A 25,053-nucleotide genomic window follows, 5' to 3' on the forward strand; every position below is an offset into this window, starting at 1 on the left:
CATGCCCACCATCCTCGTGATCGCCGCCCGCGACGACTGGCCGACGGACCGCGTCGTGAACGTACTCACCAACCGAGGGGTGCGGGTATTCCGGATGGACACCGCGGACTTTCCGCAGCAGGCCATCCTCGCTGGGCGCATCGGCACCCGGCGGGGGTGGTCGGGCCGACTCGCCAACTCCCACCGGGCTGTCGAACTCTCGGACATCGAAGCCGTCTACTTCCGCGCGCCTCATCAGTTCCGGCTCACGGACGGAATGTCCAAGGCCGAACAACGGTTCGCCGCGGCACAGGCACGCGCGGGGTTCGGCGGAGTGATCTCGGCGCTCGACGCCCGGTGGGTCAACCACCCGGCGGCGATGACTCGCGCCGAGTACAAACCGATCCAACTCGCGACAGCCCGTGAGTGCGGCCTCACCATCCCCCCGACCCTCGTGACGAACGACCCCGATGCCGTCAGGGCATTCGCCGAGGACACCCCGGGCCCGATCATCTGCAAGCCCGTAGCCTCACCGGTATTCATCGAGGGCAATGAACTCAAGACCGTCTACACCCGGCGTCTCTCCCCGCACGACCTGGTCGATCTGCGTGGCATCGACACCACCGCCCATCTCTTCCAAGCCTGGATCGAGAAGGCGTACGAGGTCCGGCTCACCATCGCGGGCGACCGTCTGCTCGCGGCGGAAGTCCACGCCCGGAGCGCCCGAGGTCATGAGGACTGGCGCAGCGACTACGGCTCACTCATCTATCACCGGACGGACACACCGGCGGACGTCGCCGAGGGGGTGCACCGCCTGATGGGCCGCCTGGACCTTCGCTTCGCCGCCCTCGATTTCGTCGTCTCACCATCGGGAGCATGGACGTTCCTGGAGGCTAATCCGTGCGGGCAATGGGACTGGATTCAAGGCGCCACGGGTCTGCCCATCGCCGAAGCCATCGCCGATGAACTGCAAGGAGTACCCACGTGAGTGTCCCCCACTTCGACGGCGCGCCGTCGCGACTGCGCTCGTTGGTCGAGGACTTGCGGCGGGTGGGAGCGATCCGTTCGGCCGCCTGGGCCGAGGCCTTCGCCAGGGTGCCGCGCCATGTCTTCGTGCCGGAGTGGTACGGGCAGGAGGCCGACAGCAGGGGCATCACCGTATGGCGCCAACGTGACGCGGCCGACCGTGATGCCTGGGAAGCCACCGTCTACAGCGACCAGACCCTCGTCACGGCACTCGACCCCGACACCGCCGAACGCGTCGGCGAGCGAGCGTGGACCGGTATTCCGACATCCTCCAGCACCATGCCCAGCCTCATGGCGCAGATGCTGGAGGACCTGGGCGTGGCGGACGGCCACCGAGTGCTGGAAGTCGGCACCGGCACGGGGTACAACGCCGCCCTTCTGTCCGCCCGGCTGGGCGATCGCCTTGTGCACTCCGTCGACGTCTCGCCCGGTCTCGTGGAAGCTGCCCGCCGCCGGCTCGCCGCCGCGGGGTACCGGCCGCACCTCGCCGCCGGAGACGGGCAACAGGGCTTCCCGGGGCACCCCGCACCGTTCGACCGGACCATCGCGACCTGCTCGGTCCCCCGTATCCCGGCCGCCTGGATCGAGCAGACGCGACCCGGCGGCGCGATCCTCGCCGACGTGTCCATGGGCATCGAGGGTGGCCTGGTCCGCCTGACCGTGAACGAAGAGGGACGCGCCGTGGGCCACTTCACCACCACAACCGGCCGGTTCATGGCCGCCCGCAGTGACGCGCATGCCTACCGGCACCCCGGGCGGGCGCCTTACGCGCCCCGAGCCGGGTTCCGCTCCGCCTCGCTCACCGCTGCCGACATCCGCGCGCACTATCCGTTCCGGCTGCTGCTCGCCTTCCATCTTCCCGGCGCCGAGTTGGTCTATCACGTGGACGACGACACCGGGGCCATGTCGCTCCAGCTCCAGGGGCGCGACGGCACATGGGCACGCGCGCCGATCGCCGATGAAGACACCACCATCGCCACATACGGCGGGAGCGCCGACCTGTGGCGGCGAGCGGAGGCCGTCTGGCAGTGGTGGAACGACCACGACCGCCCCGCTCAGGACCGTTTCGGCTATGCCCGCGAAGCCGACGGACGCCACTACGCGTGGCACATTCCGGACGGACATCGCTGGCCTCTCGACGCCTGAGGTTGCGGGACACGCATATTTGCGGGGTCCGCAAATTTTGCTACGCTCCCTCCATGGGACTGCGAGAGCGGAAGAAGGCCCAGACGCATGCCGCGCTCAGCTGGGCCGCGGTGCGGCTGACCGTGGAGCGTGGGTTCGACAAGGTCAAGGTGGAGGACATCGCCGAGGCCGCCGGGGTCTCGCCGCGTACTTTCAACAACTACTTCTCGAGCAAGGCCGAGGCGATCGCGTTCCGCCACCTCGACCGCTGTCTGCGCGTCGCGGAGGCGTTGCGCGAACGGCCGGGCGAGCCGCTGTGGGACGCGATCACCGACTCCGTACTGCGGCAGTTCGCGGCGGACGTGGAGTCGATGACCCATCCCCCGGCCACCGACGCCGCGCAGTGGACGGCGGGTGTGCGGGTGATGGTCGCGGAACCGGCCCTGCGGGGCGAGATGTTGCGGGCCGGGGCCGTCGCCGAGGCCGAGATCGCGGCGGCCGTCGCGGCACGTACCGGCGGCGACCTGGAGCGGGACCTGTACCCGCATCTCGTCGCCTCGGCGGTCATGGGCGCGGTCAACACCGCCATCGCCCACCATCTCCGCACCGACGCCGCCGTGCCGGTGCGCCGCCTGCTCACGGACGCTCTCGCCCGGGTCGCCCCGGGGCTGTCCACCCCGTAACTCACTCAAACCCCCTGCCCCGAAAGGGAATTCATGATCGAGGTCGTCATCGCAGGTGCGGGGCCCAACGGCCTGATGCTCGCCTGCGAACTCGCCCTGGCCGGTGTGCGCCCGGTCGTCCTGGAGCGCTTCACCGAACCGCACGACGCTCAGCGCGCCAACGGCCTCGTGGGCCAGGTCGTCCGCATGCTCGACCGGCGCGGGCTGTACGAGCGGCTGACCGAGCCCGGCACCGCACCCGAACCGGCGCCCCGTTTCACCTTCGGCGCGTTCCCGATCCACCTGAGCGACCTGCCGGACAACCCGCTCTACACGCTCCTGGTGCCGCAGCGCCGGATCGAGAGCATGCTCGCCGAGCGCGCGGCGGAGCTGGGCGTCGACATCCGGCGCGGCCACGAGGTCGTCGGGCTCACGCAGGGCGAGAAGTCGGTGACGGTCGAGCTGCGCGAACAGGATCCGATCGAGGCGGAGTTCGTGGTCGGCGCCGACGGCGGGCGCAGCGTGGTCCGCAAGCTCGCCGGGATCGCGTTCCCCGGCGTGACGACGGACGACTCGGTGTCGCGCACCGGACATGTGAGCGTGGACCCGGACGCGATCGGTGCCGATGGCGGCCTGACCGTGCCCGGTTTCGGCGTCATACCGCCGTTCCAGCATCTGCGGACCGAGCACGGCCTGATCTCCTGGGCGCCGTTCCCGGGCCGCGACCCGGGCTTGAGCACCGTGGAATGGGGCCAACCGGCCGAGGGCGAGGCGTCGCTGGACGAGCTGCGGGCCAGCGCCCGCCGGGTGCTCGGCACGGACATCGCCCTCTCCCCGCCGACCGGGCCGGGACCGCATCTGATGCGGCGGCTCTTCGGCGGCAACACCCGGATCGCCGAGCGGTACCGCGCGGGCCGCGTCCTGCTGCTCGGCGACGCGGCCCATGTGCACTCCGCGATCGGTGGCCCGGGGCTCAACCTGGGCCTCCAGGACGCGGTGAACCTCGGCTGGAAGCTGGCCGCCGAGGTGCGCGGCCACGCGGCGGAGGGGCTGCTCGACACGTACGAGTCGGAGCGGCACCCCGCGGCCCGGCGGGTCGCCATGCACACCCAGGCGCAGTCGCTGCTGACCCGGCCGGGCGGCGATGTGACGGCGCTGCGCGAACTGTTCGGCGAACTGCTCGGCCAGCCCACGACCCGGCAGCACATCGCGGGGCTGCTCTCCGGCGCGGACATCACCTACGCCATGGGCCCGGCGACCGGCCCCCTCGTCGGCCACTGGGCCCCGGACCTCCCGGGCCTGCGCGATCTGACCCGCACCGCCCGCCCCCTCCTCCTGGACCCCACCGGCACCCTCGACCCGGGCCCCTGGTCACCCCACGTCGACACCGCGACCGTCCCCGGCCTCGACACCGCACTGCTGCTCCGCCCCGACTGCTATGTCGCGTGGCAGGGCACCACGGACGACGGTCTGCACGAGGCCCTGGCCACCTGGTTCCGGGCCGCCTGAGGCCGCCGCGGCTCCCAGTGCCGCGACCTCGACGTCCGATACCCGCCGGACCCGGCCGCCCACGGCGGGCATGCTGGGCCACATGGTCAACGCGTTTGAAGGGCTCATCGATCGGTTCCTCGGGGCCGGCGCCGAGTTCGAACGGAAGCTGCGAGCCGTGCGATCCGAACAGTGGTCCTGGCCGACTCCCTGCACGGAGTGGAACGTGCGGCAGTTGGTCAACCACATGACGCGCGGAAACCTCAATTACGTGAGTCTGCTGCACGGCGGCGCCGCCGCCGATTTCCTGCGGCTGCGGGACGCCGACGCGCTGGGCACGGATCCGGTCGGCGCGTACGTCCGGTCCGTCCGGGAGTGCGCCCAGGCGTTCGGCGAGACCGGTGCTCTGCGGCGGATTCTGGACTATCCCCTGGGTCCGGTGACCGGCCGACAGGCACTTGCCGTGAGAATCACGGACAGCACTGTCCACACCTGGGATCTCGCACGGGCCGTCCACGTGGACGACACCCTCGATGAAAGCCTCGTGGCATGGATCGACGAACATCTCGAGGAGATCTACGCCGGTCTGGCGGAAACGCCCACCGCCGTCGAGACCACTCACCGGTTCTTCGCCGCTCCCGAGGGCGTGCTCGCTCATGACACATCCCCACAGACGCGACTGCTGCACCGAATGGGGAGGACGCCCGAGACGCCCGTACGAGGTCACTGAGCCCGTGTGATCGAGAACCCCGGTTGAGCTACGCGTCTGCCGAGCGGAGCCGACCCGCGGAGGCGGGCCTTCCGCATGCCCACTACGCGATCCGGCCACGCGGCGGGGAGCGTCCCGGGAATTCTTATCCATTCCCGCTGCTTCACCGGATCCGCCGCGCACCCGGCAACTACGGTGCGACCAACCATGTTTGAGGGCAACCGGTCGAAAAAACGCCAGGAACCAAACCACCCGTCCCGGGGAGGTCGGCACAAGCGGTCCCGTGATCCGCGCGCGCACTGGCTGCTCCTTCTCCTCGTCCTTCCCGCCATGTTCGGCCTGCTGATGTTCCAGGGCTGGACCAACCACGAGGTCGACGCGGCGAAGGCGCGGCGGCCCTGCACCAGTCCGGTGCCCCGGGCGCTGGCCGACGGCGGGCCGGTGGTGCAGATCAACGGGGGCCGGGTGCGGACCGTGGGGATGCCCGCCGGGACGGTGGCGCTGACCTACGACGGCGGGCCGGACCCCGTCCAGACGCCGCGTCTGCTGGACCTGTTGCGCCGGTACGACGCGCGGGCCACGTTCTTCGTCTCCGGCGCCAAGGCGGCCCAGTACCCCGGCCTCGTACGCCGGATCCGCGCCGAGGGCCATGAGATCGGGTCGAACACCTACACCGGCGCCGACATGGGCACGGCGTCCTCCAGCCGCTCCCGGATGGAGCTGTCCCTGACCGAGTCGGCGCTGGCGGGCTCCGTGGGGGTCCAGCCGAGGCTGCTGCGGCTGCCGCTGACCACCGATGTGGACACGCTGTGCGGCGACGAGTGGCAGGCGGCGCGGCGCGTGGCGGCGGAGGGCTATGCGCTGGTGGCCGCCGACCGGTCGGGCACGAAGCCCTCGCAGGGGATGATCCGGCAGCTCAGCCAGACGGACACCGCGTACCAGGAGACGGAGAGGCTGCTCAAGGACCCGCGGGCCAAGAAGTTCACCACCGTGACCGGCGGGCTCGGCGTGCCCCCGGTCGACGTCCCGGTCTCCGGCCTGGAGCGCTGGGAGGGCAAGGCGCTGATCTGGGTCGCGGCCATCGGCCGGGGCTTCGTGTCCACCATGGCATGGGTGCTGGGGATCGCGGGGGCGCTGGGGGTGCTGCGGCTGCTGATGCTGGTGGTGTTCGCCCGCACCCATGTCCGGCGGCTCACCCGCTTCCGGCCCGGGAAGCAGGTCAACGAGCCGGTGACAGTGCTGATCCCCGCGTACAACGAGGAGGCGGGCATCGAGGCCACCATCCGCTCGCTGCTCGCCTCCACCCATCAGCGGCTGCAAGTCGTGGTGATCGACGACGGCTCGACGGACCGTACGGCCGATATCGCCGCGAGCGTCAGGGACCGCCGGGTGCTGGTGGTCCGGCAGCCCAACGCGGGCAAGGCGGCCGCCCTCAACACCGGTCTGGCGCACACCAAGCACGACATCGTGGTCATGGTCGACGCCGACACCGTCTTCGAACCGGACGCCATCCACCAGCTCATCCAGCCGCTCGCCCACCCGGCCATCGGCGCGGTCAGCGGCAACACCAAGGTGGGCAACCGGCGCAGTCTGCTGGGCCGGTGGCAGCACCTGGAGTACGTCTTCGGATTCAACCTCGACCGGCGGATGTTCGAGGTACTGGAGTGCATGCCGACCGTGCCCGGCGCCATCGGGGCCTTCCGGCGGGACGCGGTGATGGGCGTCGGCGGCGTCAGCGAGGACACCCTCGCCGAGGACACCGACCTCACCATGGCGCTGTGGCGGGCGGGCTGGCGGGTGGTGTACGAGGAGACCGCCGTCGCCTGGACCGAGGTGCCCACCTCGCTGCGCCAGTTGTGGCGGCAGCGGTACCGCTGGGGGTACGGCACGCTCCAGGCCATGTGGAAGCACCGCCGCGCGATGACCTCGCTGGGCTCGGTGGGGCGGTTCGGCCGCCGGGGACTCAGCTATCTCACGCTCTTCCAGGTGCTGCTGCCGCTGCTGGCACCCGTGATCGACCTCTTCGCGCTGTACGGCGCGCTCTTCCTCGACCCGGCGGAGGCGGCCGGGGTGTGGTTCGGCTATCTCACCATCCAGGTGGTCTGCGCCGGATACGCGCTGCGGCTGGACGGGGAGCGGATGCGGGCGCTGTGGTCCCTGCCGTTCCAGCTCTTCGTCTACCGGCAGCTGATGTATCTGGTGGTCATCCAGTCCGTGGTCGCCCTCCTGCTCGGGACGCGGCTGCGGTGGCACCGCATCCAGCGCTCCGGGACGGCCGCCCAGGCGCTCGGCGAGGCACCCGGGCACCGGAGCCTGACGTCGAGGTGACGTATGGCGACCCGGTCCGCGTTCAACGCGGCACCGAAGTTGTCATACCTCTATGAACGGACGGCGGGCGCCGCCGGCCGCTCGGCAGACTGCCGTCCATGAGCGATCGGTTGGACGGGTGGGCCGCCGGGGACCGGCCGTCGGCGCGGGCCTGGGACATCTCCACGGCGGACACGCAGAGCATCCCCGTGCAGGGGGGCCAGGGCATGCCCGCAGCGGGCGCCCAGGGCATCCCCGCGCAGGGGCCATCCGCGCCACCGGGCGTCCCCGCGCCCCATGGCGTGCCCACCAAACCGGCCCCCTACCGGACGGGCGACGAGACCAGCACCCTCGAGCCCGTACCCACGCCCGTGCCCACCCCCACCGTCCGGCGCCGCGCCCCCAAGGAGCCGCTCAGCCGGCGCCGCCGGATCGTCCGGCTGGCCATCGTGGCGGTCTCCGCGCTGCTCCTCGCCTCCGGCGGCGCCTACGTCTGGGCCGACACCCAGCTCAACCGCGAGGTCGACCTCGGCAGGGCACCGGACCGCCCCCCGCCCGGCAAGGGCACCAACTACCTCATCGTGGGCTCCGACAGCCGGGAGGGCCTCTCCGAGGACGCCAGGAAGAGCCTGCGCACCGGCTCGGCCGAGGGCCGCCGCACCGACTCGATGATGGTCCTGCACACCGGCGCAAGCGGCACCACGATGATGAGCCTGCCGCGCGACTCCTGGGTGAACATCCCCGGTTTCGTCCGCCCCGAGACCGGCAGGCGCTACAACCCGTCCCAGAACAAGCTGAACGCGGCCTATTCGATGGGCGGCCCCGATCTGCTCGTCTCGACCATCGAGCGCAACACGGGACTGCGCATCGACCACTACGCGGAGATCGGCTTCTCCGGGTTCGTGGACGTCGTGGACGCGGTCGGCGGGGTACGGATGTGTGTGGACCGAGACATCAAGGACCCCAAGTCCGGGCTGGACCTGAAGAGGGGCTGCCACACCCTCGACGGCGCCAAGGCGCTCGCGTTCGTCCGCCAGCGCAAGCAGGAGGCCAAGGGCGACCTGGGCCGCACCCAGAACCAGCAGAAGTTCCTGACCGCGCTCGCGGCCAAGGCCGCCACACCGGGCGTCCTGGCCAACCCGTTCGCGGCCTTCCCGACCGTGCGCGCGGGTCTGGACACGCTGATCGTGGACAAGGACATGGGCCTGCCGACCCTGATGTCCCTGTTCGAGGCGGTGAAGGGCGTCACCTCGGGCAACGGCAAGCAGCTCAACGTCCCGGTGTCCGACACCAACCTCCGGACCTCCAAGGGCAGCGCGGTGCAGTGGAACGTGACGCAGGCGCGGCGCCTCTTCGACCAGTTGCGGAACGACCAGCCGGTGACCGCGGCCCCACCGGCGCCGTAAGGACCGCGCACGCGTCTTCCCCAACGCGAGCGGCAACGGGTTTCATGGACGCACGCTGATCGACTGCGCTCGCAAGCGCGCGAGGAGGTCCGAGGTTGTCCGCGCTCTCCGCCCGCACCGCCCGCCCCTGGCCCCGCTCCGTCAAGAGCCGTACCGGCCCCCGGTGGTCCCCGCGGCTGCGCCGCCGGCTGGCCGCCGACGCCGCGCTGCTGCTCATCGCCGCCGCGTTCCTGCTTCCGCTCGCCTGGCTGGTCCTGGCCTCGATCGACAACGATGCCACCCTGCGGGTCTCGGCGCCCGGCTCGCCCACGATGGACAACTTCTCGGCGGTGTGGACGGACGAGATCACCTTCACACCGATGCTCAACAGCCTGCTCCTGTGCGGCGGCGCCACCGTCCTGACCGTCGCCTGCGCGGCCCTCGCCGCCTATCCCCTCTCCCGCTTCCGCTCCCGCGTCGTGCGCCCGTATCTGCTGACGGTGCTCTTCACCACCTGTCTGCCGATCACCGCGATCATGGTTCCGGTCTATGGACTCTTCGTCCAGGTGGACCTCATCGACACCATGTCCGGCACGGCCCTCTTCCTCGCCGCCTCCCAACTCCCGTTCGCGATCTGGCTGATGAAGAACTTCATGGACGGCGTGCCGGTGATCCTGGAGGAGGCCGCGTGGACCGACGGCGCGTCCTGGCTGCAGAGCCTGACCCGGGTGATCCTGCCGCTGATGGGGCCGGGCATCACGGTCGTGATGATCTACAGCTTCATCATGATGTGGGGCAACTTCTTCGTCCCCTTCATGCTGCTGCTCTCCCCCGAACAACTCCCCGCGTCCGTCTCGATCTTCACCTTCTTCGGCAACTACGGCCAGGTCGTCTACGGCCAGCTGGCCGCCTTCTCGATCCTCTACTCCACGCCCGTGCTCCTGCTCTACATCCTGATCTCCCGCCGTCTGGGCGGCGGCTTCGCCCTGGGCGGCGCCGTCAAGGGATGACGGCGCCGCCGCGGTTCGGCCGGTGGCCGCATCGGGACGTTCCCCGGAGCGTTCAGGGGACGAGGATGGCCCGTCCTCCGGGGATGCGGTTGGCGTCGAGGTCGGCGAGGGCGTCGAGGGCCGCGTCCAGGGGGTAGGTGCGGGTGCGCAGTGCGACCTTGCCCTGTGCGGTCAGGGTCATCAGCTCGTCGAGGTCGTTGTAGGAGCCGACGAGGTTGCCGATCACGTTGATCTCGCGGGAGATGATGTCGATGGTCGGCACGTCGACCCTGCCCCCGTAACCGATCACGAAGTAGGAACCGGCGTCGCGGGTCATCGCGATACCGTCGGATTCCGTTCCGTGCTCGCCCACGAAGTCCAGGACCACCTGGGCGCCCGCGCCGCGGGTGAGGTCGCGGACCGCGTCGACCTGGGAGCCGTCCGCGTGGACCGTGTGATGCGCGCCCAGTTCACCGGCCAGCCGCAGCACTTCGGGTGACCTGTCGACGACGATGGTCCGCGCCGGGGTCAGGGCCAGCAGCGCCTGGAGTCCGATATGGCCGAGGCCGCCCGCGCCGATCACGACGGCATGGGTTCCGGGGTACAGCGACGGTACGGCCTTGCGCACCGCGTGGTAGGCGGTCAGGCCGGCGTCGGCCAGGGCGGCGACATCGGCGGGCGCGAGCTGCTCGCTGAGCCGGACCACCGAGCGGGCGTTGGTCAGCATCAGCTCGGCCATGCCACCGTCGGTGTCGATGCCGGGGAACGACGAGTTCTCGCAGTGCACGTCGTCGCCGGACCGGCACGGCCGGCACAGTCCGCAGGTGACCAGCGGATGCAGGATCACCTTGTCACCGGGCCGGACTCCCGAGACGGCGGAGCCGACCTCGCGTACCGTGCCCGCGTTCTCGTGGCCGATGGTGTAGGGCAGGGTCACCCCGCTCTTGTCCGCCCACTGTCCTTCGAGGATGTGCAGATCGGTGCGGCAGACACCGGCCGCGTTGATCTCGACCAGCACCTCCAGCGGACCCCTGACCACGGGGTCGGGAACGGACTCGATCCGGGCCGGCTCACCGTATGCGTGTACGCGTACCGCTTTCATCTTTCCGTACTCCTTCGCGCAGACATCGCCTCGTTCACATGCCCTTGAGCAGCGGCAGTCCGGCGGCCAGGAATCCGCCGTCGACGTACAACGCCTGCCCCGTCACCCAGGTGGCACCGCCGATGAAGAACGCGACCGCCTCGGCGATGTCCGCGGGCTGCCCGAAGCGGCCCAGCGGGGTCCGGGCGAGCTCGTGTCCGGCGATGGGACCGTCGCCGAGGTAGTCGCCGCCCATGGGGGTCTCGACGGTCCCGGGCCCGACTCCGTTGACGGTGATGCCGTACTGCGCGAACTCGACGGCCAGCGTACGGGTCAGCAGCAGCGCGGCGCCCTTCGACGCGCAGTAGGCGGTCTCCTGGGCGAAGCCCTGGGCCGCCGCCGTGGAGAGGATGTTGACGATACGGCCGCCACCGTGGTCCCTCATGCGGCGTCCGGCTTCCTGGCAGGTGAGGAACGCGCCACGGGCGTTGACCGCGAGGACCCGGTCCCACACCTCCACGGGTGTGTCGAGGAACGGCTTGTCGGCGAAGACTCCCGCCGCGTTGACCAGCGCGTACGGAACGCCGAACTCGTTCTCCATCCGGCTGAACGCCTCGGCCACCTGTCCTGCCTCGGCGATGTCGACCTCGTACTGCCACCAGTCGGCTCCCTGCTGAGTGAGGAGTTCGGTGGTTTCCTCGGCCGGCTGCCGGTCCAGGATGGCGATCCGTGATCCGGTCCGGGCCATGCGCAGGGCGACTCCCTGTCCGATTCCCTGGCTCGCCCCGGTGACTACGGTGACGCGGTCGTCGAGAGACATATTCATCCTCCTGGTCAGTCGGTGGTGGTGACGTCGTGGCGGGGCCGGGGCTGATCCGGTCGATCCGGCTGATCCGGCGCGGCGCCGTCGGAGTCGCGTATCCGCCACTGGATGCGGGTCTTGTCCTGGACGCGCTGGCGGTACCACCAGAGCACGCAGGCGAACATCAGGATTCCTACGCCGGCGACTGTCTCGAGCGGTCCGCCGTAGCCGGTCAGCTGGGGGCTGGCGGTTCCGATGACGATCACGAAGACGTTCAGCACGAACAGTGCGCAGGCGATGGGAATCCAGACCGGTGTGAGCCGGATCGGTCTCGGAAGGCCGGGCCGATCGCGGCGCAGCAGGACGAACGCGCCGACGGCCAGTGTGGCGGCGGAGAGATAGCCGAGGTTGCTGGCCAGCAGGATCGCGATCGGCTCACCGAGGATCAGCAGGATCAGCACGTTGATGAGCATGTCGGTGGTCAGTGCGCGCCCCGGCACGCCGTACCTGTTGAGGACGCCGAGCTGGCGGATCGTTCCGCCGGAGCGGGAGATTCCGTACAGTGAGCGCCCGCCGTCGGCGGTGGCGGTCATCATCGCGATGACGAACGCCGCCATGACCGGGATCTGGCCCAGCCACGCGTAGCCGCCGAGGATGTGATGGAACGCGATGCCGATGTAGCCGACCGGATTGAGCCCGACGGTGTGTTCACCGATCGTGCCGACCACCATGTACGGCAGGACGATGTACAGCCCCAGGATGAGCAGTCCGGAGACGCGCAGCGCCTTCGCGGTGTCCTTGACGGGGTTCTTGTACTCCGGGGCGAATCCGGCGCACAGTTCGCTGCCGTAGGTGGTCCACGCGGTGATGTAGAACCACACGGTGATCTCGCGCCAGCCGAAGGGAGAACTCGATCCGGTCCAGGACAGCCGTGCCGGGTCGAAGTCGGCTCCCGAGGAGAGCAGAGGCCCCGCGATGAGCACGATCAGGCCGATGACCAGCAGTCCACCAGTGATCTTGGCTACTCCGGCGGCGACCTTGACGCCGAAGTAGTTCAGCGCCCAGGCGGAGAAGATGGCGGCGATCGCGATCAGATATTCGAAGCTGAGCTCATGCCCGGTGGGGAGCGGGAGCGCGAACGTCACATGCGGGAAGAAGGCCTGCTGCATCAGTTTGCCGAGGGCCACGCCTTCCACCGACAGGGAAAGCGACCAGCCCATCCAGTAGCCGAACGCGGCGATCGCGCCCAGGGGGGCGAAGTGCCGTTTCCAGCCTTCGTAGGCGTAGACCGAGATTCCGCCGGACCTGTCCGGGAACATGCCCGCCATCTCGGCGAACAGGTTGTTCTGCAGATAGGCCAGTACGCAGGCCGCCGCCCAGATGCAGATGGCGGTGAGGCCGCCGATCGCGCCGACGGTGTAGCCGAGGGTGAGGAAGAGCCCGATGGGCAGGTTCAGCGCGAAGATGACTCCGTCACGCCAGGTGAGCGCGTGGCGCATCGTATTCGCCGCGCTGTGCGGGCTTGATTCGGACGATGCCATGGAAGTGCCTCTCGTAAGGCGGAAGAACGGTGCCGCTACGCGGCGTCCTGCCATGGGGGGATGTCGTGCAGGGGGGTGGCACGCGCCACCCAGGTGCGGCATCGCAGTGCCAGTCGCGCCCGGTCGATGACGCATGCGCCGACCAGGGCCCCCTCCCTCGCGTAGAGGACGGCGAGATCGTCCGGCTCGGAGCAGACGAATCGGACCGCGTCGTGGTCGAGCGTCTCGCCGATCACATGGAGCCGCCTGCCGAACTGGTCGGACCAGACGTACGGCGCCGAGCGCACCGTGCGGCTTCCGTTGTCGGCGATGTTGGCGGCCACGACCCGGGCCTGTTCCGACGCCGAGGTCCAGTTCTCGTACCGGCGGTGCTCCAGGTCGGGCCCTTGCCAGCACGCCGCGTCGCCCACCGCCCATACCCCCTCGGCCTGGTGGGCGGCACGTCCCGAGGCGTCGCACAGGACACCCCGCCGCGTCGCCTCGATGCCGGATCCGGCGAGCCATTCGACATTGGGCACGGCGCCGACTCCCACGACGACGAGGTCACAGGGCTCGATGTCGCCCCCGTCGAGTACCACCCCCTCGACCCGCTCGGCGCCGGCGAAGCCCACCACCTGGCGTCCACAGCGGACCGTCACCCCGCTGTCGCGGGCGATGGTCGCGAGAACCTCGCCCGCCTCCGGGACCAGACCGCGGGACAGGACCGTCCGCGCCGCTTCCACCACGACCACGTCCAGGCCGATCGAGCGTGCGGCGGAGGCCACTTCGAGCCCGATGAAGCCGCCGCCGATGACGGCCAGACGCGTGGACTTCCGCATCGCCGCCCGCAGTGCCATCGCCTCGTCGAGCGTGCGCAGGCACACGACACCGTCCGGCGGGTCCGCGAACGGCTGCAGCGGGCGGGCCCCGGTGGCGATGACCAGGTCGTCGAAGCCGATCGAGGCTCCGGAGTCGAGGGTGACGGCACGGCGGGGCAGATCGACGCCCGTCGCGGTGGCGCCCGGCCGCCAGGTGATGTCCAGGTCGTCGAGGTCGCCGGGGCCGGCGGGACGGAACTCGGTCCGGGTCTCGTCCGTGAGCACCTGCTTCGACAGCGGCGGCCGGTCGTAGGGCCGGTGGCCTTCGGCGCCGGCCAGCGTCACCTCCCCGGTGAAACCGTTGCTCCGCAGTGTCCGGGCCACGGTCGCCCCGGCCAGTGACGCGCCCACGACGACGACGCGCCGGGACGTCATCGGTTCTCCAGCCGAAGCGCGGCGACGGGGCAGGCCCGCACCGCGTCCTCGGCCGTCGCCAGGTCGGCCCCGTGGACCTCGGCCCGGAGGATGTCCACCTTGCCGTCGTCGCCCAGGTCCAGCAGCTCCGGCGCGGTGACCACGCAGTTTGCGTAGCCCTGGCACACATGTGGGTCGACGTCGATTCTGCTCATGATCCGCTCCCTTCGCCGGGCGTCCTCATGCCGAGAGCGCGGTGAACGTCGCCTTCATGAAGGCGCGCAGGGGGTGTTCGCTGTCGAGCATCAGCCGGCCGTTGCGCACCCGGGCGGACCGGTAGCCGATCTGCTGACAGTCGGTGGCCCGCTTGTCCTCGACGAGGGTCTGGTCCCACATCTCCAGCCATGCCTTGACGATGTCCTCGTCCGCGCCGGGCTTGGCGTACATGTCGACGAAGGCCCAGCACCGCTCCGGGGACAGCGGCAGCACGCTACCGACGAATCCGACGTAGTCGTCGAGGGCGAAGAACGAGGACGGGAAGGTGAAGGCGAACCGGAATCCCTTCAGCCGCTCCGGCTCGGCATCGCCGGGGAGCCACTTGATGGGGCCGCTGTTCCAGATGGTCCGATCGCGGTCCTGGGCGGCCACCGAGTAGTCGTCCGGGCCGGTGTCGTAGGTCCTGCCGAAGCTGCTCCGGTGCAGGGTCGGACAGTGGTAGCACTCCACCGCGTTCTCCGCCCACACCTTCCAGTTGCAGTCCATCGTGTACTCGTACCTGACCTGGAACTCGTACTCCCTGAGGTCGGTGTTGAGCTCGTCGGTCCTGGCGCGGATGTCGCGGGTGACCTCCGCGAGCGGCGTCGCCCCGGTGTCGGGATTGACGAAGATCCATTGGTCCCAGCGCTCGACCGCGACCGGGATCAGCGAACGCGAGGAGCAGTCGAACCCGGACTCCCGCTCCGACCTCGGCGCGGAGGTCAGCCGGCCGTCGAGACCGTAGGTCCAGCCGTGGTACGGGCACTGCAACAGCGGCTTGTTGCCGTCTTCCGTGGCGATGGCGTGCAGCCGGTGGCGGCACACGTTGACAAAGCCGCGGACCTCCCCGTCACGGCCGTGGGTGATGATGATCGGGATGTTGCCCGCCGTGGTCACGGCGTAGTCGCCGGGCTTGGCCACCTTGGACTCGTGGCAGGCGTACTGCCAGGACTTGGAGAAGATCCTCTCCTGCTCCAGATCCTGGATCTCGGGGGCGAAGTAGAACTCCGCGGGCAGGGTTTCGCCTCGTTCCAGACCCCTGAGGATCTCCTGGTCGGACGGCAGTCCGTACCTGGTCCGGATGTCATCGAGCAGCGCCATGGGGCCGTCAGTCCCTTCACATCATGGATTGCGCAAGCCGCTTTACGCGAACAGCAGCAGATACCTGCTCTGATCGCTGCTTGCGTAACACAGTGCGTTCGATTTTGCGCATAGTCAACCCTTGGCGCTCACGCAATGCGTAAAGCCCCTGCGCGCGGGCGCAGGGGCTCGGGTGGGGCGTGGGGTGGTTCGTGGGCGGTGGGTCAGGGGCGGTCAGCGGTACCCGTACGACACCTTGTGCATCTTGAGCTCCATGAAGGTCTCCGCCTTGGTGACGCCCTCCACGGCCGGAAGGCGCTCATAGAGCAGATGCCACATGTGGTCGTGATCGCGGCAGACGAGCTGGACATACAGGTCCGCACGGCCCGTGCACGACGAGATGTAGGTGATCTCGTCCCATTCCGCGAGCGTGTCGACCACTTCCTTCTGCCGGTCGAGGTCGACCGACAGCAGGCTGAACGCCAGCACCTGGTAACCCATCCGGTGGGGATCGGCGATGGCGATCACGGTCAGCACGCCCGAGGTCTGAAGCCGATTGACCCGGAAGCGTACGGTCCCCTCGGAGACGTCGAGCTCCCGCGCGATCTGCCGGTACGCCATCCGGCCGTCCTGCTGGAGCAGCCCCACGATCGCGTGGTCGAGCTCGTCGAGCGGCCTGTCCGGCCCGGCCGCCTCGCCGCCCGGTTCCTGCTCCGGCCCCTTCGTACGATCGTCACCCGTCGTGCTCATTGGCTCAGCATAGCCGCGCTCCCCCGGACCTCCGCGGGCCCCGGACGCCTCACCCGCCCTCCGGCAACGTCGGCGCCGCGCAGCCGTGGTGTTCGGCCGAGGCGGCGGCGAAAGCCGCCAGGGCGGCGCGTTCGTAGGCGAGGTCGGGGCGGCGGCGGGTCTCGCCGTCGGCGGCGTCGGCGCGGATGAGGTAGAGGGCGGACTCGGCGCCGCGCGGGCAGGTGGCACCGGCCCAGTAGGCGCTCCGGCCGAGCCGCCCGGCGGGCTTCTCGGCGGGGGTCACGTTCTCGTAGTCGTAGTCCCGGGTGTACTGGGAGCGGGCGTCCTCCGCGTAGGGGCCGTAGTACGCCTCCAGCCGGTAGAGCGGTGAGCCGTCCCGGGTGCCGAGGACGCAAGCCTCGCGCGGTGCGCGGTCGCGGGCGGTCTCGCGGGCGGTGGAGACGGCGGAGCGGGAGGCGGTGGGGACGGCCGCGCAGGTGCCCTTGGCGCCGAGCAGCGGTTCGTACTCGTCCTCGTTCACCGGCAGGCCGACGGTGCGGACCGGCTTGCCCAGGCGCGCGCCGCAGCCCCAGTGGTCGTTGGCCGCCTCGGCGGTCGCGGTGGCGGTGCGGACGAAGTCGGGGCGGACGGCGGGGTCGTCGAGGGTGGTGCGGCCGCGCAGCGCGGTCTCGACGGTGATCAGCAGACTCTCGCCGCGCCGGGCGCAGTCGAGCAGCACGGCGGTGGTGGCCGTGCCGTCCTCGGCGTCGTCCAGCCGTGCGGTGTCGGTGGCGAACAGGCCGGACCAGCCGTGGCCGAGGGGGACGGGGAGCGTGCGGCGGGCGGGTACGGCGGCGTAGAGGTCGTCGTATCCGTACTCGGCGCGGGGGCGGGGCGAGCCCGCGATGGAGACGGCGATGTGGCCGGTGTCCTCGGCGGTGATCCGGCAGTGGGCGGAGAGGGAGTTGGCCCGCTCGGTGCCGTTCTCGTCGCCCTCTCCGCTCTTGGCGGCCGTCTTGCCGAAGGAGCCCTCGGTGCGGTTCGTGACGTCCAGTTCGGCGTCGTCGCCGAGCACCGCGCGGACCTCGCCGATCGGCAGCACCCCGTCGCAGGCCCCTTCCAGCGCCCGGTCCTCGCTGCCCGCGAACCAGACGAACGCTCCGGTGAGGGCGGCCAGCGCCACCGCGACGGCCACCAGGGCGCGGATCTGCCGCCGGGTGAGTGTGGGTCGGGTCAGTGCCACTGCTCCACCTCCCCGAGCACCTTGGTGCCGTGGCACTTCGCGGACGCGGGCCAGCCGTCGTCGGCGTCGAGATAGCGGTCCAGGACCGTACGCGCGGCGGTGGAGAGCCTGGCGCGGTCCTTGCCACCGATGACGGCCGTCTCACCGTCCTCGAGCCGGATCTCGGGGAGGACGGCGACCCGGTGGTAGGTGGTGCGGCCGCCGCACACCGACCGGGCCCACAGGGCGAGTTGGGGCCGTCCGGCGTAGGAGGAGACGCGGTCGTCCTGCCGGGTGTCAGCGCCCGCGTCCGTCTCGGAGTCCGTCTCGGAACCGGCCTCGGAGTCCGTCTCGGAACCGGCCTCGGAGGGGCGCTTGTCGTCCTCCGCTCCCCACCCGGGCACATGGCCCTCGCGTTCGTAGGAGTCGTACGCCGACCGGCCGAGGATCCCCGACCAGCTGGCCGCCTCGACCTCGGTGACCTGCCACTGCTTCGGGCGCGGGCGCTCACCGGCGTTCTTCTCCGCGTCCCACTCCCCGGCGCAGGCGCTCAGGCCGGTGGACTCCTGGAGATCGCCGAGGGTGGTCCAGGAGCCGGAGGCGACACCGGGGAGCGAGGAGCCGTCGATCCACTCGCATTTGCGCAGTCCCTGACCGGGCGCGCCATGGGTCTCGTCCGTGTCCACCACGGCGGTCGGCGTCGTGAGCGGGCCGGAGCCGCAGTGCTGGGCCTTGGTGAGGGCGTTGGCCACGTGCACGGCGGTACGGAAGCCGAGGAGCGCGGTGGCGCGGTCCGGCTTGCCGTTCCCCGCCGCCGCCTCGTCGGCCTCGTCTGCCGAGTCGGTGCCGTCAGTCCCGCCGACCCCGCCGTCGGTCCCGTCCGTCACCCGGGCCGTCACATACAGATCGGTCGTGGGCCTGACCCGGCCGCCGAGCCCGCCCAGGCAGTCGGCCACCAGCCAGGCGCCCCGCTTCCCGTACTGGCCGGTGGTACCCGGCGCCACGAAGGTGCCACGGCCACCGGCCGGTTCGAGGAGGTCCCGGGTCTCGACTGCCTCGGGCACATCGGAAACCAGCGCCTCGGCGTGGACCGTGACCCCGTATCCGTCGCCCCACGACAGCGAGCAGTCCAGCAACGAGCGGCTCTCCTGACCGGGGGCGAGCATCGTGCCGTGCTCTCTGAGCTCGCCCGGCCGCTCGTCACGCACCAGCCGTTCGAGGTCCCCGTACGGCAGGGTGCCGTCGCATGCCTTCCTCAACTGGGCCCGGTTGGCGGCGAGATGGCCGCCGCCGCTGTCCCGGGTCACGAGGACGGCCCCCGCGATCCCCACGACCGCCATCAGTACGACAAGGGGCGTGCGGCGCTGCCACACACGGCCCCATAAACCACGCATCCCGCCCGTAACTCCTTACATCCCCTGGCCAGTTCCCCCTTGATCAGGCGGGGTCAGAAGACCGACTCGGCCTCGTCCATCCGGTCCACCGGCACGGTCTTGAGCTCGGTGACCGCGTTGGCGATCGGCACCATCGTGATGTCCGTGCCGCGCAGCGCGGTCATCATGCCGAAGTCGCCCCGGTGCGCCGCCTCGACGGCGTGCCAGCCGAAGCGGGTGGCCAGCACGCGGTCGTACGCGGTGGGCGTGCCGCCGCGCTGCACATGCCCCAGGATGACCGGGCGGGCCTCCTTGCCCAGGCGCCGCTCCAGCTCGGCCGCGAGGCGGTTGCCGATCCCGGTGAACCGCTCATGCCCGTACTGGTCGATCTCGCCCTTCTGGTAGTCCATGGAGCCCTCGGCCGGGTGCGCGCCCTCGGCGACGCAGATGACGGCGAACTTCTTGCCGCGGGCGAATCGCTCCTCGACCATCTTCACCAGCCCGTCGACCTCGAAGGGCCGCTCCGGCAGGCAGATGCCGTGGGCGCCGCCGGCCATCCCGGACTCCAGCGCGATCCAGCCCGCGTGGCGCCCCATGACCTCGACGACCATCACCCGCTGATGGGATTCGGCGGTGGTCTTCAGCCGGTCCATGGCCTCGGTGGCGACGCCGACGGCGGTGTCGAAGCCGAAGGTTCGGTCGGTGGAGGAGATGTCGTTGTCGATCGTCTTGGGGACGCCGACGATCGGCAGCCCGGCGTCGGAGAGCATCCGCGCCGCGGTGAGGGTGCCCTCGCCACCGATCGGGATCAATACGTCTATCCCGTAGTCACGGGCGTGGTCCTTCGAGGTCTCGCACGCCTCGCGCAGCCGGGCGCGCTCCAGGCGGGAGGAACCGAGGATGGTGCCGCCGCGGGCGAGGATGCCGCTGACGGCGTCGAGGTCGAGCTTGCGGTGACGGCCGTCGAGGAGCCCCTTGAAACCGTCCTCGAATCCGATCACCTCGTCTCCGTGGCCGGCGACCGCGCGGTGCACCACCGACCGGATCACAGCGTTGAGACCGGGGCAGTCGCCGCCTGCGGTGAGAACTCCGATGCGCATCGTGCTGTGTCTCCTGCTCCCTACGGGTAGATGTGAGCCAGTCCGATTGTTTCATGGGCGGGGTGGTGCTGTATCCCCCCAGCGACAAGCGCCTTAATCACGGTCGCAGGTATTGTCAAGAGGACTGGGCCGGTCAATGTGGCCGATTTGTGTCCGATGGGCGCACATGACGAAAACACCGACGAACGCCAGAGGAACGGAGAGCACGCGTGACACGCAGCGTGTACGTGACCGGAGTCGAGCGTGGCGACGGACGCCAGGTCGTGGAGCTGGGAGTCATGGAGCTCCTGACCCGCCACGTCGACCGGGTCGGCGTCTTCCGCCCCCTGGTGCACGACGACCCCGACCGCCTCTTCGATCTGCTGCGGGCGCGCTACCGGCTCAGCCAGTCGCCGGAGTCCGTCTTCGGCATGCGTTACGAGGACGCGGCCACGCTCCAGGCCGAGCGGGGCACCGACGAGCTGGTCTCGCAGCTGGTCGGCCGCTTCCACGAGGTGGCCGACGCGTATGACTACGTCCTGGTGCTGGGCAGCGACTACGCGGCCACCAGCCTCCCCGACGAACTGGGGCTGAACGCACGGCTGGCCAATGAGTTCGGCGCCTCGGTGATCACGGTGGTCGGCGGGCAGAAGCAGACCGCCGAGTCGGCCGGCGCCGAGGCCCACAACGCCTACCGCGCCTATGAGGGGCGGGGCTGCGACGTGGTCGCGGTGGTCGTCAACCGGGTGGCGCCCGGGGACCGCGCGGCCATCGCCGAGCGGCTGGCCGCCAAGCTGCCGGTCCCCAGCTATGTGCTGCCCGAGGACGGGTCGCTGTCGGCGCCCACCGTCTCCCAGATCGTCCGCTCCCTGGGCGCCGAGGTGCTGCTCGGCGATCACACCGGGCTCTCCCGGGATGTGCGGGACTTCGTCTTCGGCGGCGCGATGCTGCCGAGCTTCCTGCCCGCGCTGACCGAGGGCTGCCTGGTGGTGACGCCCGGGGACCGCGCGGACCTGATCGTCGGCGCGCTCGCCGCGCACAGCGCGGGCGCCCCGCCGATCGCCGGGGTGCTGCTCACCCTGGACGAGCGGCCGGGTCCGGACATCCTGGCGCTGGCCTCGCGGCTGGCCCCGGGGACCCCGGTGGTGTCGGTGGCGGGCGGGTCCTTCCCGACGGCGGCCGAGCTGTTCGCCGTCGAGGGCAAGCTCACGGCGAGCGCGCCGCGCAAGGCGGAGACCGCGCTGGGCCTCTTCGAGCGGCATGTGGACACCGCGGCGCTGACCGAGCGCATCTCGGTGGGCCGCTCCAGCCGGGTGACCCCGATGATGTTCGAGCGCGAGCTGATCGAGCGGTCCCGGTCCCACCGCCGCCGGGTGGTGCTGCCCGAGGGCGCGGAGGAGCGGGTGCTGCGCGCCGCCGACGTACTGCTCCGCCGCGATGTGTGCGATCTCACACTGCTGGGCGAGGAGGACTCGATCCGAAAGCGCGCCGCCGAGCTCGGCATCCAGCTCGCCGAGGCGCAGATCATCGATCCGCAGACCTCCCCGCTGCGGGAGCGCTTCGCGGAGGGCTACGCGAAGCTGCGCGCCCACAAGGGCGTCTCCTACGAGCTGGCGTACGACGTGGTGGCCGACGTCTCCTACTTCGGCACCCTGATGGTCCAGGAGGGGCTGGCCGACGGCATGGTCTCGGGCGCGGTGCACTCCACCGCCGCCACCATCCGGCCCGCCTTCGAGATCATCAAGACCGCCCCGGGCGCCCAGATCGTCTCCTCGGTCTTCTTCATGTGCCTGGCCGACCGGGTGCTGGTGTACGGCGACTGCGCGGTCAACCCCGACCCGGGCGCCGAGCAGCTCGCTGACATCGCCATCCAGTCGGCGACGACGGCCGCCCGGTTCGGGGTGGAGCCGAGGATCGCGATGCTGTCGTACTCCACCGGCACCTCGGGCTCCGGCGCGGACGTGGACAAGGTGCGCAAGGCGACCGAGCTGGTCCGCGAGCGCCGCCCGGATCTGCTGGTCGAGGGCCCGATCCAGTACGACGCGGCGGTGGACGCCGCGGTGGCGGCGACCAAGCTGCCCGAGTCCGAGGTGGCGGGCAAGGCCACCGTGCTGATCTTCCCGGACCTGAACACCGGCAACAACACCTACAAGGCCGTACAGCGCTCGGCGGGCGCCGTCGCGGTCGGCCCGGTGCTCCAGGGCCTGCGCAAGCCGGTGAACGACCTGTCCCGCGGGGCACTCGTGCAGGACATCGTCAACACGGTCTCGATCACCGCCATCCAGGCCCAGTCCCCCACGTCCCCGGCAACCGCCACCTCCCCGACCTCCCCGACACAGAAGGCGCAGTCCGCGTGAACGGCTCCCGAGTCCTCGTCCTCAACTCCGGCTCCTCGTCCGTGAAGTACCAGCTGCTGGACATGGCCGACGGATCCCGTCCGGCCTCCGGCATCGTGGAGCGGATCGGTGAGGGCCCGGTCGCCGACCACGCGGCGGCCCTCAAGCAGGTGGCCGACGAGCTGGCCGCCAAGGGCCTGGGCCTCGACTCGCCCGAGCTGGCGGCGGTCGGCCACCGGGTGGTGCACGGCGGCACCCGGTTCACCGAGCCGACCCTGATCACCGACGAGGTGGTCGAGGAGATCGAGAAGCTGATCCCGCTGGCCCCGCTGCACAACCCGGCCAATGTCACCGGGATCAAGGTGGCCCGCTCACTGCGCCCGGACCTGCCGCAGGTCGCGGTCTTCGACACGGCGTTCCACTCCACCATCCCGGAGGCGGCGGCGCGCTACGCGATCGACGTGGCGACCGCCGACCGCTGGGGGGTGCGGCGCTACGGCTTCCACGGCACCTCGCACGCGTATGTCTCCCGGGCCACCGCGGAGCTGCTGGGCAAGGAGCCCGCGGAGGTCAACACGATCGTGCTGCACCTGGGCAACGGGGCCAGCGCCTCGGCGGTGCGCGGCGGTGTATGCGTGGAGACCTCGATGGGGCTGACCCCGTTGGAGGGCCTGGTGATGGGTACCCGGTCCGGGGACATCGACCCGGCGGCGATCTTCCATCTGTCCCGGGTGGGCGGTATGTCGACCGATGAGATCGACACGCTGCTCAACAAGCGCAGCGGGCTGGCCGGGCTGTGCGGGGACAACGACATGCGCGAGATCGGCCGCCGGATGGGCGAGGGCGACGACGCCGCCCAGCTCGCCTTCGACATCTACATCCACCGACTGCGGAAGTATGTGGGCGCGTACACCGCGGTGCTGGGACGGGTGGACGCCATCGCGTTCACCGCCGGTGTGGGGGAGAACTCCGCGGCGGTACGGGAGGCGGCGATGCGCGGCCTCACCGCGTTCGGCATCGAGGTGGACGGCGTCCGCAACGCGCTGCGCTCCGCCACGGCGCGGCTGATCTCCACGGAGACCAGCCGGGTCGCGGTGGCCGTGGTGCCCACCGATGAGGAGCTGGAGATCGCCAGCCAGACGTTCGACCTGGTCAGCGCCTAGGCTCCGCTGTGCCCTTGACTTGAATATTCCGCTCCGAAACAAACCCGATAGGATCTGCCTCATGCGCCGTTCCAAAATCGTCTGCACTCTGGGCCCCGCCGTCGACTCCTACGACCAGCTGAAGTCCCTGATCGAGGCCGGGATGAACGTGGCCCGGTTCAACATGAGCCACGGAAGCCACCCGGAGCACGAGGAGCGGTACCACCGCGTCCGCAAGGCATCCGAGGAGACCGGGCACGCGGTCGGCGTCCTCGCCGACCTCCAGGGCCCCAAGATCCGTCTGGAGACCTTCAAGGACGGACCCGTTGAGCTGGTCCGCGGGGACGAGTTCATCATCACCACCGAGGACGTGGACGGTGACCGGACCATCTGCGGCACCACCTACAAGGGTCTGCCGGGCGACGTCTCCAAGGGCGACCAGGTCCTGATCAACGACGGCAATGTCGAGCTGCGGGTCACCTCCGTCGAGGGCCCGCGGGTGCGGACCATCGTCATCGAGGGCGGGGTGATCTCCGACCACAAGGGGATCAACCTGCCGGGGGCGGCGGTCAATGTGCCCGCGCTGTCCGAGAAGGACATCGAGGACCTGAAGTTCGCCCTGCGGATGGGCTGCGACATGGTCGCCCTGTCCTTCGTCCGGGACGCCGGCGACGTCCGGGACGTCCACCGGATCATGGACGAGGTGGGCCGCCGGGTGCCGGTGATCGCCAAGGTGGAGAAGCCGCAGGCGGTCGCCAACATGACCGACGTCGTCGCGGCCTTCGATGGGGTGATGGTGGCCCGTGGTGACCTCGCGGTGGAGTATCCGCTGGAGAAGGTCCCGATGGTGCAGAAGCGGCTGATCGAGCTCTGCCGCCGCAACGCCAAGCCGGTGATCGTCGCGACCCAGATGATGGAGTCGATGATCACCAACTCCCGGCCCACCCGCGCCGAGGCGTCCGACGTCGCCAACGCGATCCTGGACGGCGCCGACGCGGTGATGCTCTCCGCCGAGTCCTCGGTCGGCTCGTACCCGATCGAGACGGTCAAGGTGATGTCCCGGATCGTCGAGGCCGCCGAGCAGGAGCTGCTCTCGCGCGGTCTCCAGCCGCTGGTGCCGGGCAAGAAGCCGCGCACCCAGGGCGGTTCGGTGGCGCGTGCGGCGTGCGAGATCGCCGACTTCCTGGGCGCCAAGTCGCTGGTGGCGTTCACCCAGTCCGGTGACACCGCCCGCCGGCTGTCCCGCTACCGCGCCCAGCAGCCGATCGTGGCCTTCACCACCGACGCGTCCACCCGCAACCAGCTCACGCTGAGCTGGGGCGTGGAGTCCTTCGTGGTGCCGTATGTCGAGCACACCGACGCGATGGTCGACCTGGTGGACGCCGAGCTGCTGAAGCTGGGCCGCTACTCCGAGGGCGACACCATGATCATGACCGCCGGTTCGCCCCCCGGCGTCCCCGGCACCACCAACATGGTCCGGGTGCACCACCTGGGCGGCGCGAGCAAGTAGCGCCGAACGCCCCGCGACGCGA

General features: G+C 70.5%; 21 protein-coding genes. 11 read left to right on the top strand and 10 right to left on the bottom strand.

Annotated elements, in window-relative coordinates; all coding sequences use genetic code 11:
* Position 1 precedes the first annotated feature (1 nt).
* From tgmB to J2Z30_RS09735, 8 genes are all read left to right on the top strand, one after another.
* Complete coding sequence (gene tgmB, locus J2Z30_RS09700; protein WP_044569796.1) at positions 2 to 967, top strand: ATP-grasp ribosomal peptide maturase; 966 nt, start codon at positions 2 to 4, stop codon at positions 965 to 967.
* A complete protein-coding gene (locus J2Z30_RS09705; RefSeq protein ID WP_052701356.1) occupies positions 964 to 2,151 on the top strand; it encodes a methyltransferase domain-containing protein in 1,188 nt (395 codons plus the stop codon). Before tgmB ends, J2Z30_RS09705 begins: the two co-directional genes overlap by 4 nt.
* A 53-nt stretch (positions 2,152 to 2,204) precedes the next feature.
* On the top strand, positions 2,205 to 2,813 hold the full coding sequence (locus J2Z30_RS09710) for an acyl-CoA-like ligand-binding transcription factor (protein WP_044569797.1): 609 nt from the start codon (positions 2,205 to 2,207) through the stop codon (positions 2,811 to 2,813).
* A 33-nt stretch (positions 2,814 to 2,846) separates the two neighbouring features.
* Positions 2,847 to 4,301 (top strand): FAD-dependent monooxygenase, encoded by a 1,455-nt coding sequence (locus J2Z30_RS09715; protein ID WP_044569800.1) that lies wholly within the window; start codon positions 2,847 to 2,849, stop codon positions 4,299 to 4,301.
* Positions 4,302 to 4,383: 82 nt separating this feature from the next.
* Positions 4,384 to 5,010, top strand: a complete 627-nt coding sequence (locus tag J2Z30_RS09720; RefSeq protein WP_044581378.1) for a TIGR03086 family metal-binding protein — start codon at positions 4,384 to 4,386, stop codon at positions 5,008 to 5,010.
* A 186-nt stretch (positions 5,011 to 5,196) separates the two neighbouring features.
* Positions 5,197 to 7,317, top strand: coding sequence for a bifunctional polysaccharide deacetylase/glycosyltransferase family 2 protein (locus J2Z30_RS09725; RefSeq protein ID WP_044569802.1), 2,121 nt, complete (start codon positions 5,197 to 5,199; stop codon positions 7,315 to 7,317).
* A 98-nt stretch (positions 7,318 to 7,415) separates the two neighbouring features.
* A complete protein-coding gene (locus tag J2Z30_RS09730) occupies positions 7,416 to 8,702 on the top strand; it encodes an LCP family protein (protein ID WP_044569805.1) in 1,287 nt (428 codons plus the stop codon).
* A gap of 176 nt (positions 8,703 to 8,878) precedes the next feature.
* Positions 8,879 to 9,691 carry a carbohydrate ABC transporter permease gene (locus tag J2Z30_RS09735; RefSeq protein WP_044581379.1) on the top strand — a complete coding sequence of 271 codons (813 nt, stop codon included), beginning with the start codon at positions 8,879 to 8,881 and terminating at the stop codon, positions 9,689 to 9,691.
* 52 nt (positions 9,692 to 9,743) lie between these two features.
* On the opposite strand, the gene J2Z30_RS09740 is transcribed toward J2Z30_RS09735, so the two are convergent.
* The 10 genes from J2Z30_RS09740 to J2Z30_RS09785 all read right to left on the bottom strand — a co-directional run bounded on the left by J2Z30_RS09740 (position 9,744) and on the right by J2Z30_RS09785 (position 20,064).
* Positions 9,744 to 10,772 (bottom strand): NAD(P)-dependent alcohol dehydrogenase, encoded by a 1,029-nt coding sequence (locus tag J2Z30_RS09740; protein ID WP_044569807.1) that lies wholly within the window; start codon positions 10,770 to 10,772, stop codon positions 9,744 to 9,746.
* A 34-nt stretch (positions 10,773 to 10,806) separates the two neighbouring features.
* Positions 10,807 to 11,571, bottom strand: a complete 765-nt coding sequence (locus J2Z30_RS09745) for an SDR family NAD(P)-dependent oxidoreductase (protein ID WP_052701357.1) — start codon at positions 11,569 to 11,571, stop codon at positions 10,807 to 10,809.
* 14 nt (positions 11,572 to 11,585) lie between these two features.
* On the bottom strand, positions 11,586 to 13,094 hold the full coding sequence (locus tag J2Z30_RS09750; RefSeq protein WP_209468627.1) for an APC family permease: 1,509 nt from the start codon (positions 13,092 to 13,094) through the stop codon (positions 11,586 to 11,588).
* 35 nt (positions 13,095 to 13,129) lie between these two features.
* Positions 13,130 to 14,326: an NAD(P)/FAD-dependent oxidoreductase gene (locus tag J2Z30_RS09755; protein WP_044569812.1), complete on the bottom strand. Its 1,197-nt coding sequence runs from the start codon at positions 14,324 to 14,326 to the stop codon at positions 13,130 to 13,132.
* Positions 14,323 to 14,520, bottom strand: a complete 198-nt coding sequence (locus J2Z30_RS09760) for a ferredoxin (protein ID WP_044569814.1) — start codon at positions 14,518 to 14,520, stop codon at positions 14,323 to 14,325. Before J2Z30_RS09760 ends, J2Z30_RS09755 begins: the two co-directional genes overlap by 4 nt.
* 25 nt (positions 14,521 to 14,545) lie before the next feature.
* Entirely contained in the window at positions 14,546 to 15,661 is a 1,116-nt protein-coding gene (locus J2Z30_RS09765; RefSeq protein WP_044569817.1) for an aromatic ring-hydroxylating oxygenase subunit alpha, read from the bottom strand.
* Between the two features lie 213 nt (positions 15,662 to 15,874).
* Positions 15,875 to 16,390, bottom strand: a complete 516-nt coding sequence (locus tag J2Z30_RS09770) for an Lrp/AsnC family transcriptional regulator (RefSeq protein ID WP_052701358.1) — start codon at positions 16,388 to 16,390, stop codon at positions 15,875 to 15,877.
* A 49-nt stretch (positions 16,391 to 16,439) separates the two neighbouring features.
* Positions 16,440 to 17,612 (bottom strand): hypothetical protein, encoded by a 1,173-nt coding sequence (locus tag J2Z30_RS09775; protein WP_044569820.1) that lies wholly within the window; start codon positions 17,610 to 17,612, stop codon positions 16,440 to 16,442.
* The gene (locus J2Z30_RS09780; RefSeq protein ID WP_044569822.1) at positions 17,603 to 18,985 is read right to left on the bottom strand and encodes a hypothetical protein; all 1,383 of its coding nucleotides are present in this window, start codon (positions 18,983 to 18,985) and stop codon (positions 17,603 to 17,605) included. The genes J2Z30_RS09775 and J2Z30_RS09780 overlap by 10 nt, the downstream gene beginning before the upstream one ends.
* Positions 18,986 to 19,038: 53 nt before the next feature.
* On the bottom strand, positions 19,039 to 20,064 hold the full coding sequence (locus tag J2Z30_RS09785) for a 6-phosphofructokinase (protein WP_044569825.1): 1,026 nt from the start codon (positions 20,062 to 20,064) through the stop codon (positions 19,039 to 19,041).
* Positions 20,065 to 20,273: 209 nt separating this feature from the next.
* On the opposite strand from J2Z30_RS09785, the gene pta reads away from it, so the two are divergent.
* From pta to pyk, 3 genes are all read left to right on the top strand, one after another.
* Positions 20,274 to 22,400: a phosphate acetyltransferase gene (gene pta / locus J2Z30_RS09790; RefSeq protein WP_044569828.1), complete on the top strand. Its 2,127-nt coding sequence runs from the start codon at positions 20,274 to 20,276 to the stop codon at positions 22,398 to 22,400.
* Positions 22,397 to 23,542 carry an acetate kinase gene (locus J2Z30_RS09795; RefSeq protein ID WP_044569830.1) on the top strand — a complete coding sequence of 382 codons (1,146 nt, stop codon included), beginning with the start codon at positions 22,397 to 22,399 and terminating at the stop codon, positions 23,540 to 23,542. The genes pta and J2Z30_RS09795 overlap by 4 nt, the downstream gene beginning before the upstream one ends.
* Before the next feature lie 61 nt (positions 23,543 to 23,603).
* Positions 23,604 to 25,031 (top strand): pyruvate kinase, encoded by a 1,428-nt coding sequence (gene pyk / locus J2Z30_RS09800; RefSeq protein WP_044569831.1) that lies wholly within the window; start codon positions 23,604 to 23,606, stop codon positions 25,029 to 25,031.
* Positions 25,032 to 25,053: the final 22 nt, after the last annotated feature.

Source organism: Streptomyces iranensis (assembly GCF_017874715.1).
Lineage (GTDB): Bacteria > Actinomycetota > Actinomycetes > Streptomycetales > Streptomycetaceae > Streptomyces > Streptomyces iranensis.

What these genes read in the sequence shown, in the direction of transcription:
- tgmB (WP_044569796.1), top strand. Translation starts at nt 2, where the DNA reads ATGCCCACCATCCTCGTGATCGCCGCCCGCGACGACTGGCCGACGGAC.
- J2Z30_RS09710 (WP_044569797.1), top strand. Translation starts at nt 2,205, where the DNA reads ATGGGACTGCGAGAGCGGAAGAAGGCCCAGACGCATGCCGCGCTCAGC.
- J2Z30_RS09715 (WP_044569800.1), top strand. Translation starts at nt 2,847, where the DNA reads ATGATCGAGGTCGTCATCGCAGGTGCGGGGCCCAACGGCCTGATGCTC.
- J2Z30_RS09720 (WP_044581378.1), top strand. Translation starts at nt 4,384, where the DNA reads ATGGTCAACGCGTTTGAAGGGCTCATCGATCGGTTCCTCGGGGCCGGC.
- J2Z30_RS09725 (WP_044569802.1), top strand. Translation starts at nt 5,197, where the DNA reads ATGTTTGAGGGCAACCGGTCGAAAAAACGCCAGGAACCAAACCACCCG.
- J2Z30_RS09730 (WP_044569805.1), top strand. Translation starts at nt 7,416, where the DNA reads ATGAGCGATCGGTTGGACGGGTGGGCCGCCGGGGACCGGCCGTCGGCG.
- J2Z30_RS09740 (WP_044569807.1), bottom strand. Translation starts at nt 10,772, where the DNA reads ATGAAAGCGGTACGCGTACACGCATACGGTGAGCCGGCCCGGATCGAG.
- J2Z30_RS09745 (WP_052701357.1), bottom strand. Translation starts at nt 11,571, where the DNA reads ATGTCTCTCGACGACCGCGTCACCGTAGTCACCGGGGCGAGCCAGGGA.
- J2Z30_RS09750 (WP_209468627.1), bottom strand. Translation starts at nt 13,094, where the DNA reads ATGGCATCGTCCGAATCAAGCCCGCACAGCGCGGCGAATACGATGCGC.
- J2Z30_RS09755 (WP_044569812.1), bottom strand. Translation starts at nt 14,326, where the DNA reads ATGACGTCCCGGCGCGTCGTCGTCGTGGGCGCGTCACTGGCCGGGGCG.
- J2Z30_RS09760 (WP_044569814.1), bottom strand. Translation starts at nt 14,520, where the DNA reads ATGAGCAGAATCGACGTCGACCCACATGTGTGCCAGGGCTACGCAAAC.
- J2Z30_RS09765 (WP_044569817.1), bottom strand. Translation starts at nt 15,661, where the DNA reads ATGGCGCTGCTCGATGACATCCGGACCAGGTACGGACTGCCGTCCGAC.
- J2Z30_RS09770 (WP_052701358.1), bottom strand. Translation starts at nt 16,390, where the DNA reads ATGAGCACGACGGGTGACGATCGTACGAAGGGGCCGGAGCAGGAACCG.
- J2Z30_RS09780 (WP_044569822.1), bottom strand. Translation starts at nt 18,985, where the DNA reads ATGCGTGGTTTATGGGGCCGTGTGTGGCAGCGCCGCACGCCCCTTGTC.
- J2Z30_RS09785 (WP_044569825.1), bottom strand. Translation starts at nt 20,064, where the DNA reads ATGCGCATCGGAGTTCTCACCGCAGGCGGCGACTGCCCCGGTCTCAAC.
- pyk (WP_044569831.1), top strand. Translation starts at nt 23,604, where the DNA reads ATGCGCCGTTCCAAAATCGTCTGCACTCTGGGCCCCGCCGTCGACTCC.